This window comes from Streptomyces sp. NPDC020780, from assembly GCF_044334475.1.
GTDB lineage: Bacteria > Actinomycetota > Actinomycetes > Streptomycetales > Streptomycetaceae > Streptomyces.
The window spans coordinates 1-12,161 of sequence record NZ_JBIRTB010000010.1; the positions used below are offsets into that span (position 1 = coordinate 1).

General features: G+C 71.6%; 11 protein-coding genes. 2 read left to right on the forward strand and 9 right to left on the reverse strand.

Annotated elements, in window-relative coordinates:
- Positions 1–580: 580 nt before the first annotated feature.
- Complete coding sequence (locus ACH4VO_RS20250; RefSeq protein ID WP_360998064.1) at positions 581–1,588, reverse strand: stage II sporulation protein M; 1,008 nt, start codon at positions 1,586–1,588, stop codon at positions 581–583.
- A gap of 117 nt (positions 1,589–1,705) precedes the next feature.
- Here ACH4VO_RS20250 and ACH4VO_RS20255 point away from each other — a divergent pair, with 117 nt between their 5' ends.
- Entirely contained in the window at positions 1,706–2,671 is a 966-nt protein-coding gene (locus ACH4VO_RS20255) for an RDD family protein (RefSeq protein ID WP_360998062.1), read from the forward strand.
- Here the strand turns inward: ACH4VO_RS20255 and ACH4VO_RS20260 are convergent.
- The 8 genes from ACH4VO_RS20260 to ACH4VO_RS20295 all read right to left on the reverse strand — a co-directional run bounded on the left by ACH4VO_RS20260 (position 2,668) and on the right by ACH4VO_RS20295 (position 11,436).
- Entirely contained in the window at positions 2,668–3,285 is a 618-nt protein-coding gene (locus ACH4VO_RS20260) for a hypothetical protein (RefSeq protein ID WP_360998060.1), read from the reverse strand. The genes ACH4VO_RS20255 and ACH4VO_RS20260 overlap by 4 nt on opposite strands.
- Positions 3,286–3,411: 126 nt before the next feature.
- Positions 3,412–4,869, reverse strand: a complete 1,458-nt coding sequence (ahcY, locus tag ACH4VO_RS20265) for an adenosylhomocysteinase (protein WP_360998058.1) — start codon at positions 4,867–4,869, stop codon at positions 3,412–3,414.
- A 257-nt stretch (positions 4,870–5,126) separates the two neighbouring features.
- A complete protein-coding gene (locus ACH4VO_RS20270; protein ID WP_360998056.1) occupies positions 5,127–6,197 on the reverse strand; it encodes a cation diffusion facilitator family transporter in 1,071 nt (356 codons plus the stop codon).
- An 88-nt stretch (positions 6,198–6,285) separates the two neighbouring features.
- Complete coding sequence (manA, locus tag ACH4VO_RS20275; RefSeq protein WP_360998055.1) at positions 6,286–7,458, reverse strand: mannose-6-phosphate isomerase, class I; 1,173 nt, start codon at positions 7,456–7,458, stop codon at positions 6,286–6,288.
- A 197-nt stretch (positions 7,459–7,655) separates the two neighbouring features.
- Complete coding sequence (locus tag ACH4VO_RS20280; protein ID WP_360998053.1) at positions 7,656–8,792, reverse strand: SIS domain-containing protein; 1,137 nt, start codon at positions 8,790–8,792, stop codon at positions 7,656–7,658.
- A gap of 60 nt (positions 8,793–8,852) precedes the next feature.
- Entirely contained in the window at positions 8,853–9,035 is a 183-nt protein-coding gene (locus ACH4VO_RS20285) for a Trm112 family protein (protein WP_360998067.1), read from the reverse strand.
- Between the two features lie 429 nt (positions 9,036–9,464).
- Positions 9,465–10,829, reverse strand: a complete 1,365-nt coding sequence (locus ACH4VO_RS20290; protein ID WP_360998051.1) for a phosphomannomutase/phosphoglucomutase — start codon at positions 10,827–10,829, stop codon at positions 9,465–9,467.
- A gap of 178 nt (positions 10,830–11,007) precedes the next feature.
- Entirely contained in the window at positions 11,008–11,436 is a 429-nt protein-coding gene (locus ACH4VO_RS20295; RefSeq protein ID WP_360998065.1) for a DUF3499 domain-containing protein, read from the reverse strand.
- Between the two features lie 271 nt (positions 11,437–11,707).
- On the opposite strand from ACH4VO_RS20295, the gene ACH4VO_RS20300 reads away from it, so the two are divergent.
- The gene (locus tag ACH4VO_RS20300; protein ID WP_360998049.1) at positions 11,708–12,136 is read left to right on the forward strand and encodes a metallopeptidase family protein; all 429 of its coding nucleotides are present in this window, start codon (positions 11,708–11,710) and stop codon (positions 12,134–12,136) included.
- Positions 12,137–12,161: the final 25 nt, after the last annotated feature.

Sequence of the window (12,161 nt, forward strand, 5' to 3'; positions counted from 1 at the left end):
AAGCAGGCCGGGGTATCAACATATCTGGCGTTGACTTTTGGCACGCTGTTGAGTTCTCAAGGAACGGACGCTTCCTTCGGTCCCGTTTCACCGGGGCCCTCCGGGCGCTTCCCTTCGTTCTTGCGTTTCCGACTCTATCAGACTCTTTCGTGTCCGATTCCCGGTCGAAGCGGGTGTGCTTTCCAGTTCTTCGCTTTCGCGTTTCCCTTTCCGGCGATTCCGACTCTACCAGAATCTCTTCGTTCCGTTTCCGGTTCGAATTCGATTCCAGCGACCTACGGAGGGTCTTTGCCTTCCGGCTGATTCGACTTTATCAGAAGCGATTCATCCGAACCTAATCGGCTGATTGCTTGAATGAGAAGAATCGATCGGCTCTGCCGGGGTCTTGCCCTCAGCACGAGCGAGATGAACTTAGCCGTTCCCGACTGGACGTGTCCAGTCCGTTGGAACCGTTAAAATCTACCTCCCCACGCGAACCGTGTCAACAGTTTTCTGTGGGCGAGGAGAGACTAGCAGCTCAGCGGCGCCCGACGCACATCCGTCACGGGCAGCGGGGGCCTGTCGGAAGCGGTCGGGCGTGTCAGGTCGCGGAGGGAAGGCGGGCGCTCTGTTCGTCCACGTCGACGTCCCCCGTCTCGCCGGCCCGGGCCGCCCGCCCTCCCAGGACGTAGACGTACCCGAGGAAGGCCGACTCGGCGACGATGCCGATAGTGATCCGGCCCCAGGTCGGCAGGCCGGACGGGGTGACGAAGCCTTCTATGACACCGGAGACGAACAGGACCAGTGCCAGACCGATGGCCATGCCCAGGGCAGCGCGGCCCTCCTGTGCCAGTGCGTCCCTGCGGGTCCGTGGCCCCGGGTCCACGACCGTCCAGCCGAGGCGGAGACCGGTCCCGGCCGCGACGAAGACGGCGGTGAGTTCGAGCAGGCCGTGCGGCAGGACGAGCCCGAGGAAGGTGTCCAGACGGCCCGCCGACGACATCAAGCCGATGCCCACACCGAGGTTGAGGACGTTGACGAAGAGGATCCAGATCACCGGAACACAGAGGAAGGCGCCCAGCACCAGGCACATCGCGGCTGCCTGGGCGTTGTTCGTCCAGACCTGGGCGGCGAACGAGGCAGCGGGATGACTGGAGTAGTAGGTCTCGTACTCCCCGCCGGGCCGCGTCATGCTGCGGAGGTCCTCGGGGGCACCGATCGCCGCCTGGACCTCCGGGTGCGTGCCGATCCACCAGCCGATGACGGCTGCCAGCAGGGTGGAGAGGACAGCCGTCGGGACCCACCAGTGGCGCGAGCGGTAGACGGCGGCGGGAAAACCCGTGCTCAGGAAGCGGGCCACGTCGCGCCACGAAGCGCGGCGGGTGCCCGTCACGGTGGCACGGGCCCGCGCCACCAGCTGCGTGAGACGGACGGTCAACGAGGGATCCGGGGCGCTGGACCGGATCAACGACAGATGCGTGGCGGTGCGCTGGTACAGGTCGACGAGTTCGTCCGCCTCCGCGCCGGTCAGACCGCGGCCGCGGTGCAGGAGGTGGTCGAGGCGGTCCCACTCGGCGCGGTGGGTGGTCACGAAGACGTCGAGATCCATGGTCGGCTGCTGCTCCAGGCATGGGTGTGTACGGGTCCGTACTACGGCGCGCTGCCGGTCAGCTTGGCAGACTGATGGTCAGAGGGGCAGGTAGGGCCGGCGATGGGTGGGGTGGCCATGGATGAGCTCGTGACCGGGGACGCGGTCGTACTGGGATTGCAGCCGGCCAGGCTGCCGAGCCGGGCGTTGGCGATCGCCATCGATCTCGCGGTGGTTCTGACCACGTTCGTACTCGTGTCGGTCGGTCTGGCGGTTGCGAGCCTGACGCTCGACGAGGCCGCGACTGCGGCGATCGCGGTCGCCGCGCTCCTGCTGGTGCTCGTGGGAGGGCCGGTCGCGGTCGAGACGCTCAGCCACGGCCGTTCCCTGGGGAAACTGGCCTGCGGGCTGCGCGTGGTGCGGGACGACGGCGGACCGATCAGGTTCCGGCACTCGCTCGTCCGGGGGGCGATGGGAGTCGTGGAGATCCTGGGGACGTTCGGCATCGTCGCCTGCGTCTCGTCCCTGGCGTCGGCACGTGGGCGGCGGCTAGGTGACGTGTTCGCGGGAACGATCGTCGTACGTGAGCGCGTACCGGCCGGGCGGGCCGCCGCCGTGCCCCCGCCCCCGCCGTGGCTCGTCGGCCGCTTCGCACAGCTGGACCTGTCGGCCGTCCCGGACGGCCTCTGGCTGGCGACACGGCAGTACCTGACGCGGATGCACGAGCTCGAAGCCGAAGTGGGGCGGTCGATGGCCGAGCGGCTGTCCTCGGATCTCGCGGCCCGTACGGGCGCCCCGGTGCCGCAGGGGGTGCCCGCGCCGGCCTACCTCGCGGCCGTGGTGAACGAGCGGCAGGCGCGGGATGTCCGGCGGGTGGTCGCCGCCGAGGGCCGCGGCGCACCCACGCCCGGGAGCGCGGCTGCGCCCGGTGGGATGCAGCCGGTACAGCGGACCGGGACCGTGCCCGCCGGCGTCCCTGCCGGTCGGGCCACGCCCTCCCCCGCCGCGTCGGCGGCTGCGACGGCCGGGCCGCCCGCGCACGCGCCGCAGGGCACGTCGGGCGGCTCCGTGAGCGCCGGGACCGGATTCGCCCCGCCTGCCTAACGCCCTGAGCCCGACGGCGGGGATTCCAGGTCTTCGAGCTCGATCCCAGGGGCCGCCAGGACCACGTCACCGGCGATGTGGACGGTGTGCCGATCGCCGGTGTCCAACGCGTCGACCTGGTACTCGTCCACGATCAGGGAGCCGTTGTCAGTGGCGTGCGCTTCACTCTTCACCAAGACCCACGACTGGTCGACGGTACGGGGGGCGAGCACCGGGTCGGTGAAGGTGACCAGCCGTACCCGGGTCGCGGGGGAATCGGGGGTGAGGCGCAGGAGCCGGGCTGTGGCGACGAAGAAGGCGGGGGATGTGCCGGAGAAGGTGTGGGCGCGGACGTTGCCCTCCGCGGCGTGGGCCCCGGTCGGATCGGTGCGCACCCAGGTGACCCCGTCGAGTGCGGCGCCGCGGACCTGCCAGCTCGCGGCGTGCAGTTCGAGGCGGATGGGGCGGCCGAGCTCGTCCAGGGCCAGATCGACGGAGCCCAGGTGGTCTCCGGTGGGGGCCGTGGTCCGGGAGACGTAGCGCCAGCCGGAAGGGCCGGGGGCGCACTGGAAGTGTTCTTCGCCGAGGGGGGTGTGGTCGTGGAGATCGTGGAGCGAATAACGGCCGCGGGGCATGGGGTCCTTCGGGTTCCTCGCGCTGTGCGGGTGCGATAACGGGGCAGGCCCCCGGCACGGGGGTGCGGGGGCCTGCGCTCGGATCTGCTGCTGTGAGGGCGCGCCGGCCGGTGGCCGGCGGGCGGCTCAGTAGCGGTAGAGGTCGGACTTGTACGGGCCGTCCACGGAGACACCGATGTAGTCGGCCTGCTCGGGCCGCAGGGTCGTGAGCTTCACGCCCAGCGCGTCGAGGTGGAGGCGGGCGACCTTCTCGTCCAGGTGCTTCGGCAGCACGTAGACGTCGGTGGGGTACTCCTCGGGCTTGGTGTACAGCTCGATCTGGGCCAGGGTCTGGTCCGCGAACGAGTTGGACATGACGAACGAGGGGTGACCGGTGGCGTTGCCGAGGTTCAGCAGTCGGCCCTCGGACAGCACGATGAGGACCTTGCCTTCGGGGAACGTCCAGGTGTGGACCTGAGGCTTGACCTCGTCCTTGACGATGCCGTCGATCTTGGCCAGACCGGCCATGTCGATCTCGTTGTCGAAGTGGCCGATGTTCCCGACGATGGCCTGGTGCTTCATCCGGGCCATGTCACTGGCCATGATGATGTCCTTGTTGCCCGTCGTCGTGATGAAGATGTCCGCGGTCTCCACGACGTCGTCGAGGGTGGTGACCTGGTATCCGTCCATCGCGGCCTGCAGGGCGCAGATCGGGTCGATCTCCGTGATGATCACCCGGGCGCCCTGTCCCCGAAGGGACTCCGCGCAGCCCTTGCCCACGTCGCCGTAACCGCAGACGACGGCGGTCTTGCCGCCCATCAGGACGTCGGTGGCGCGGTTGATGCCGTCGATCAGCGAGTGGCGGCAGCCGTACTTGTTGTCGAACTTCGACTTGGTGACCGCGTCGTTGACGTTGATCGCCGGGAAAAGGAGGGTGCCGTCGCGGTGCATCTCGTAGAGCCGGTGCACACCGGTGGTCGTCTCCTCGGTCACACCGCGGATCTCGGACGCCAGCTGGGTCCACTTCTGCGGGGACTCACCGAGGGTCCGGTTCAGCAGGGTGAGGATGTGGGCGTACTCCTCGCTGTCCGCGGTGGAGGGGTCCGGGGCCGAGCCGGCCTTCTCGAACTCGACGCCCTTGTGGACGAGGAGGGTGGCGTCGCCACCGTCGTCGAGGATCATGTTCGGGCCGCCGGTGGGGGTGTTGGGCCAGGTCAGAGCCTGCTCCGTGCACCACCAGTACTCCTCCAGGGACTCGCCCTTCCAGGCGAAGACCGGGACTCCGGCGGGCGCCTCCGGGGTGCCGTTCGGGCCGACCGCGATGGCGGCCGCGGCGTGGTCCTGCGTGGAGAAGATGTTGCAGGACGCCCAGCGGACCTCGGCGCCCAGGGCGACGAGGGTCTCGATGAGCACGGCGGTCTGCACCGTCATGTGCAGCGAGCCGGTGATGCGGGCGCCGGCCAGCGGCTGCGTGGCGGCGTACTCCTTGCGGATCGACATCAGGCCGGGCATCTCGTGCTCGGCGAGGGTGATCTCCTTGCGCCCGAAGGCGGCCAGGGAGAGGTCGGCGACCTTGAAGTCCTGGCGATTGGCGGCCGTCGTCATAACGGGCTGCTCCTCGTGATGGGTCGAGGGTGGGCTGGCTGGCTGCGGCGGCACGGGCATACGAATGCCCGGGCGATCACAGTGCAGTCCGTCGGAGGCCCTCTCTCCCTCGGCCGGCCCGCAACCGCGGACCGATCGACCGCCATCAGCAGCGACGTCTGGTACTGAGACGAATCTACACCGAACGGCCCAGCGAGCCCCAGCCCATCCGGGCATCGGGAAGCGTCGCGGGGCCGTCCGGGACTCATCTCCGACGGTCAGTGGCCGGATTCGGTCGGTTCGGTCGGTTCGGAAGACGAGGAAGGCGAGGAAGGAGCAGATGGAGCGGAAGCTGCCGAGGGGGCGGAAGGAGAGGCCGGGCCGGCCGATGCCGGTCCGCCGGGCGTCTTACCCGGGTTGCTCCCCGCAGCGGCCGCTTCCTCGTTGTAGATGTCGGGCTCGAGGTAGATGACCCGGGCGATCGGGACGGCCGCCCGGATGCGGGCCTCCGCGGCGTTGATGGCCTCTGCGACCTCGGCGGCGGACTCGTCGTGCCGCACCGCGATCTTGGCGGCGACCAGCAGTTCCTCCGGGCCGAGGTGGAGCGTCCGCATGTGGATGATGCGGGTGACGGTCTCCCCGTCGACCACGGCGGCCTTGATCTTCTCGACGTCCTCGACGCCGGCCGCCTCACCGAGCAGCAGCGACTTCGTCTCGGCGGCCAGCACGATGGCGATGACGATCAGCAGGACGCCGATGCAGAGGGTGCCGATGCCGTCCCACACGCCGTTGCCGGTGCCCAGGGCCAGGCCGACGCCCCCGAGGGCCAGCAGTAGACCGACGAGCGCGCCGAGGTCCTCGAGGAGGACCACCGGGAGCTCGGGGGCCTTGGCGCGGCGCACGAACTGCGTCCAGGAGAGCGCGCCGCGGGTCAGGTTGGACTCGGCGATGGCCGTACGGAAGGAGAAGCCCTCCGCGATGATCGCGAAGACGAGCACGCCGACCGGCCAGTACCAGGCCTCGATCTCGTGCGGGTGCTTGATCTTCTCGTAGCCCTCGTAGATGGCGAACATGCCACCGACCGAGAACAGCACGATCGAGACGAGGAAGGCGTAGATGTACCGCTCGCGCCCGTAACCGAAGGGGTGCTGGGGGGTCGCCTCGCGCTGCGCCTTCTTGCCGCCGAGCAGCAGGAGCCCCTGGTTGCCCGAGTCCGCGAGCGAGTGGACGCTCTCCGCGAGCATCGACGAGGAGCCACTGAACAGGAACGCCACGAATTTGGCCACCGCGATCGCGAGGTTGGCGGCGAGTGCCGCCACGATCGCCTTGGTTCCGCCTGACGCGCTCATGGGTGCCTGGTGTCCCTTCCTCGGTTGCTGCGGCACGGGCGCCGCGGTACGGCCCGACATTGTTGCAGCCGCTGGTGCGGACGGTACGTCAGACCACCACGGTTGCACGGAACAGTGTTCCGTTACCGGATACTTCGACCGGTTCGTCCGCCGGGACGAAGACCGATTCCCCAGCCGCGAGCGTCAACTCGCCCACCACCGGCGCGCCCGCCGTGCACAGCAGGATCTGCGCAGTGGCCGCAGTCAGGCCGACGGGAGCCCCGCCCGTGGGCAGGACGTAGCGCGAGAGACGGAACTCGTCGACGGGCGTCTCGTACAGCTCCTCCCCGGAGGGCGCAGCCTCGGGCCGCAGGATGCCGGGCTCGGTGGGCTCGAAGCGGACGATGCGCAGGAGTTCGGCCACGTCCACGTGCTTGGGGGTCAGGCCGCAGCGCAGCACGTTGTCGGAGTTGGCCATGATCTCGACCCCGAGGCCCCCCAGGTAGGCGTGGGGCACACCGGCTCCGAGGAACATCGCCTCCCCGGGCTGCAGCTGTACGTAGTTGAGGAGCATGGCCGCGATGACGCCCGGGTCGCCGGGGTAGTGGTGGGCGATCTGCGCGTACGGGGCGTGGGCACCGCCGAGCCGGCCGGCGGCCTCCGCCGCCTCGCCGACCGTGCCGGCCGTCTCCGCGGGGTCGGCCGTGAGGACGGCCGTCAGCACCTCTCGCAGCGCCGCCTCCTCGGGGCGGGCACGCAGCAGGTCGACGTACGGCTTCAGGGAGTCGACGCCGAGTGCGGCCATCACGTCCGCGGCCTCGGCCGGCCTGCGGAAGCCGCAGAGTCCGTCGAAGGGCGTGAGCGCGCAGATCAGCTCGGGCTTGTGATTGGCGTCCTTGTACGTGCGCTGCGGCGCGTCGATCGGGACGCCCCGGCGCTCTTCGTCGGCATACCCCGCCTGCGCCTGCGCGAGGTCGGGGTGGACCTGGAGGGAGAGCGGGGCTCCCGCCGCGAGCAGCTTGAGCAGGAAGGGGAGGCGTGGGCCGAAGGCGCGCACGGCCGCCGGGCCGAGTTCGCGTTCGGGATCGGCCGCGATGACCTCGGTGAGGGCCTGTTCCGCACCGGCATCCGAGGGGCGGGTGAGGCGGGAGGGTGCTCCCGGGTGGGCGCCCATCCACATCTCGGCCTGCGGTTCGCCGGTGGGGGCCTTGCCGAGCAGCTCAGGAAGGGCCGTGGTGGAGCCCCAGGCGTAGGGGCGCACGGTGTTGGAGAGCCGGTCCATGGAGATTCGTCCTCATCGGATGTGGGTGACAGGGCCGGAGGGTGCCCAGAGGGGTGCGTGGGAGGTACGGGCGGGGCGCAGGGCGCGGGTCGGGCACAGCAGCGGGAACGGCCAGGAGGTCCCGCACCGGCCGAAGGGCTCGGCGCGTGCCCTGGCCCCGGACGCGTACGGCGGTGACGGGGCTCGGAAGGAGCCCGTCACCGCCGGTTGTCGGAGGCGAGAGCGAGGTAGACGGCGGCGAAGTCGGTGATCGCGAGGAGCTCGGCGAGGGCTTCGAGCGCACCGCCCTCCTCGGGTTCGATCTCGCTGATGGCCGTGTCGTGGCCGAGGGCCAGCTCCCGTGCCGCAGGCGCCGCGGTGAGCCCACCGGCCGGCCGGTCGCGGAGCAGGACGACGCGGGCCCGCATCGCTTCGGGCTCGTCCACCCGGTCACGGAAGAAGTCGTCGGGGTCGGCCCCCGCCGCGAACGCTCCGGCGAGCAGGGCCCCGTGGGAGGGAAGCGCCTCGGGAAGCTCCGCCACGAGTGCCGGGCGGCCGGCCAGCTCGGCCAGTACCGCGGCGAAGCGGCGCCCGGCCGGTCCGGCGTTCTCACCCTCGGTCCAGACGAGCGGCAGGCTGTCGGCCAGTTCCGCGGCCAGGGTCTTGGCCGGGTTGCTGTACGTGGCGATGGCCGGGCCGCAGCGTTCGGCGGTGCGGTCGAGCCGGTCGGCGACCTTCTGCAGCTCGTCGGCGGAGGCGTCGACCAGGCCCACCCGGTCCAGCAGGGCCAGCAGCGGTGTGAGCAGGGCCCAGAGCGTTCCCGGGCCGGCGGCCGACGTCTCGGCGTCGTACTCCCCGTGCGGGGCGGCGGCCATCGGCACGACCAGTCCGTGGACGCCGTCGACGGCCTCGCGCAGCGGCGACCGGTCGGGGGCCACGGCGACGACCGTGCAGCCGCGGCGGTACGCCTGCTCGGCGAGGAGGGAGAGGCCGGGCTCCGATCCGTCCGCCGTGGCGATCAGCAGCAGGTCCACCGGCCCTGTCCAGCCGGGCAGCGCCCAGCGCAGGGCTCCGGCGGCGGCGGCGACCCCGGTGGGGCGGATCTGGGTGACGGGCGCGGCGGCGCCCGCGAGGGCGCCGATCAGGTCGGCGACACCACGTGCGGCGGTACCGGGGCCCGCGACGAGGACTGCGCGCGGCCGCCCTTCGGGAGCGAGGCTCCCGATGCCCGCCTCCGAGGCGTGCCGGGCGGCGGTGCGGACCCGGGCACCGGCCTCGGCCGCTCCGCGGAGCAGACCGCGCCGGTCTGCCCGGGCCAGGGCTTCCGGGGCGTCGAGCAACGACTCGTCGAGCATGGCGGTGGGCCTCCGATCACCGTGCTGATCAGGTACGGACGCGATACGCGCGTCCCGTCGTCAGGCGGGGCGGCGGGCCTCGTCGACGAGCAGGACCGGGATGCCGTCGCGTACCGGGTAGGCCAGGCCGCAGTCCGTGCCGGTGCAGACTAGCTCGGGGTCGTCGGCTGCGGACCGGTCGTCGAGCGCGGCGTGGCAGGCCGGGCAGGCGAGGATCTCCAGAAGGCCGGCTTCGAGCGGCATGGGGTGGGTCCCTTCGAGCATGCGGTGAGGATCGGCGCGGGCCGTGCGGGTCCACGCCGGTACGGATCGGGGGCGGACCGGTCGGGGTCCGCGCGCGGGGGCGTCGTCAGCCTACCGCCGGGCCGGGAGGGATGCGGCCCGGCAGGTCCTTGGCCGGCCGCGCATCCGCCGGTGAGGGCGGACGCGGGGCGGCTCGGCAGGCGGCTCCAGGGGCCGGCCGAGGGGACGGCGCCCCGGAGCTCCCGCCGGAGGGCGCTTCGGGGCGCGGCGTCCCTGGCCTGGACGACCTGCGGGCTGCCGTCCGCGCCGCTACGAGAACGCTGCCGCCACCATCCAGGAGCGCCTGCCGCTCGCACCGCCGAAACACCGCTCCCGCCACCCTCCGGGAGTGCCCGCGGCTCGCACCGCCACGGTGCGGGAGGCGAGCCCTCAGGCGCGGACCAGGGCCAGGACCTCGTCGCGTACCGCCGTCATCGACCTCGCGTCACGGGCCTCGACGTTCAGGCGCAGCAGCGGTTCCGTGTTCGAGGCACGGAGGTTGAACCACCAGTCGGTGCTCGTCACGGTGAGGCCGTCGAGGTCGTCGAGGGTCACGTCGTCGCGGCTCCCGTACGCCTCCCTGATCGCCGCCAGCCGCCCCGCCTGGTCGGCGACGGTGGAGTTGATCTCGCCGGAGCCCGCGTAGCGGTCGTAGCGGTCGACGAGCCCGGAGAGGGGCCCCTCCTGGCCACCGAGGGCGGCCAGGACGTGGAGGGCGGCCAGCATGCCCGTGTCGGCGTTCCAGAAGTCGCGGAAGTAGTAGTGGGCGGAGTGCTCACCGCCGAAGATCGCCCCGTGCTCGGCCATCTCCGCCTTGATGAAGGAGTGGCCGACACGGGTACGGACGGGCTTGCCGCCGTTCTCGCGCACGACCTCGGGGACCGACCAGGAGGTGATCAGGTTGTGGATGACCGTGCCCGTGCCGCCGTTGCGCGCGAGCTCCCGCGCGGCGACCAGGGCGGTGATCGCCGAGGGCGGGACGCCCTCGCCTCGCTCGTCGACGACGAAACAGCGGTCGGCGTCGCCGTCGAAGGCCAGGCCGAGGTCGGCGCCCTCGGCGAGCACGCGGGCCTGGAGGTCGACGATGTTCCTGGGGTCGAGCGGGTTGGCCTCGTGGTGGGGGAAGGTGCCGTCCAGTTCGAAGTACATCGGGACGAGGTCGAGCGGGAGGCCGGCGAACACGGTCGGGACGGTGTGTCCGCCCATGCCGTTGCCCGCGTCCACGACGACCTTGAGGGGGCGGATCCCGGCGAGGTCGACGAGGCCCCGCAGGTGCGCCGCGTAGTCGGCGAGGGTGTCGCGCTCGGTGACCGTGCCCGGGGCGGCGGCCGTCACGGGGGCGCCGTGCTGCGACCAGTCCTCGACGAGCGTGCGGATCTCGGTCAGGCCGGTGTCCTGGCCGACGGGGGCGGCTCCGGCGCGGCACATCTTGATGCCGTTGTACTGCGCCGGGTTGTGCGAGGCCGTGAACATCGCCCCGGGCAGGTCCAGCGCTCCTGAGGCGTAGTACAGCTGGTCGGTCGAGCAGAGCCCGATGAGGGTCACGTCGGCTCCGCGTGCCGTCGCGCCGCGGGCGAAGGCGCCGGCCAGACCGGGCGAGGAGGGCCGCATGTCGTGGCCGATGACGATAGCGTCCGCGTCGGTGACCTGGACGAAGGCAGCGCCGAACAGTTCGGCGAGCGACTCGTCCCACTGGTCGGGCACCACTCCGCGCACGTCGTACGCCTTCACGAGCTGCGACAGGTCAGCAACCACGGCCGGTCCTCCTGGGGTCTTTACGGACCGCCCAAACTACCCGTCGGCCCCGTACCGTCCGTCAGGGGAGCGTCCCGCGCCGCACCATGGACGACGGGTCGGTGGTGCGCCCGCACGGGAAGGGCGGAGGATTCCCGGCCTCGGCGACCGGGTGGGAGACGCCGGATGGTCCCGGGCGTCAGGGTTCCGGGGAGCGCAGCACCCGGAGATGACCGCGGCGCGCGACCTCGACCGGGTCGGCCGCACGGGGCCCCCGCCCGCCTGTCTGGGGCGCACGGTCATGGGGCCGGGCCGCTTCCCGTACGGCGTTGGCGAGCGCCTCCAGGTCGTCACCGCTGGGGTGGCTGGGCCCGGAGGGGTCGGTGAGCCGGACGACTTCCCAGCCCCGCGGCGCGGTGAGCCGCTCACCGTGCTCGGCACAGAGGTCGTAGCAGTGGGGCTCGGCATAGGTGGCGAGCGGGCCGAGGACCGCGGTCGAGTCGGCATAGACGTACGTCAGTGTCGCGACGGCGGGACGGCCGCACGCGGTTCGCGAACAGCGACGTACAGGGCTCACGATGTTGGACGGTACCGCACTCTTGAGCGGGCTGCGACGACTCTCCCTCAGGTTGCCTCAACGTGTCGCCCGGTGACGCACAGCCCGAATCGTTTCTGCACGGCTGCCCCGACCTGCGCGGCAGCCGGCCGGGGCGGAGGCGGGACGCGTCTCCGCCGGTCGCCGGGGCCCACATGAGCAGCCGTTCGGCGAAGGTTCGGCGATCGGACGAGAGTCCGGAACCGAACTCATTACTGGCCGGAATGTTCAGGTGTGGACACAGGTACGGTCTGCGGAGCAGCCGTGATCCGCCGGGCCGCAGGAGAGTTACGCTGCGTCGGTGATGGACAGTCCCGTACCCTCCCACCCGTCCGAGCCACGCCCCCGCCGCCGAGACCGTCACGGCCGCGGCATGCGCGGGCCGGTCGCCCCTCCCCAGGTGCCGCTGTCCGTCAGCAGGGCGGAGAGTTTCCGGGACCTGGTCCAGGATTCCGTGGAGCGGCTGGAGCGGCGCTGGCCCCAGCTGACGGACGTCGACTTCCTGGTACTCGACGTGCCGGGGTCGCTGGAGGACACCGTGCCGCTCGGCCGGGCGGTGTCCGCCGTGAAGGGGCAGCCCGCGCAGATCGTCATCTACCGGCGCCCCGTCGAGATCCGCGCGAAGGGCCGCGACGAGCGCGCCCTGCTCGTGCACGAGATCGTGGTGGAGCAGGTCGCCGAACTGCTCGGCCTCTCCCCCGAGTCGGTCGACCCGCGCTACGGGCAGGACTGACCCCGCCCGCTGCGGGCGGGACGCC

Bases quoted from the DNA above. Each gene is read 5' to 3' on its own strand.
- ACH4VO_RS20285 (WP_360998067.1), bottom strand. From the start codon at position 9,035: ATGCCGCTCGAAGCCGGCCTTCTGGAGATCCTCGCCTGCCCGGCCTGC.
- ACH4VO_RS20250 (WP_360998064.1), bottom strand. From the start codon at position 1,588: ATGGATCTCGACGTCTTCGTGACCACCCACCGCGCCGAGTGGGACCGC.
- ACH4VO_RS20270 (WP_360998056.1), bottom strand. From the start codon at position 6,197: ATGAGCGCGTCAGGCGGAACCAAGGCGATCGTGGCGGCACTCGCCGCC.
- manA (WP_360998055.1), bottom strand. From the start codon at position 7,458: ATGGACCGGCTCTCCAACACCGTGCGCCCCTACGCCTGGGGCTCCACC.
- ACH4VO_RS20300 (WP_360998049.1), top strand. From the start codon at position 11,708: ATGGACAGTCCCGTACCCTCCCACCCGTCCGAGCCACGCCCCCGCCGC.
- ACH4VO_RS20280 (WP_360998053.1), bottom strand. From the start codon at position 8,792: ATGCTCGACGAGTCGTTGCTCGACGCCCCGGAAGCCCTGGCCCGGGCA.
- ahcY (WP_360998058.1), bottom strand. From the start codon at position 4,869: ATGACGACGGCCGCCAATCGCCAGGACTTCAAGGTCGCCGACCTCTCC.
- ACH4VO_RS20260 (WP_360998060.1), bottom strand. From the start codon at position 3,285: ATGCCCCGCGGCCGTTATTCGCTCCACGATCTCCACGACCACACCCCC.
- ACH4VO_RS20255 (WP_360998062.1), top strand. From the start codon at position 1,706: ATGGATGAGCTCGTGACCGGGGACGCGGTCGTACTGGGATTGCAGCCG.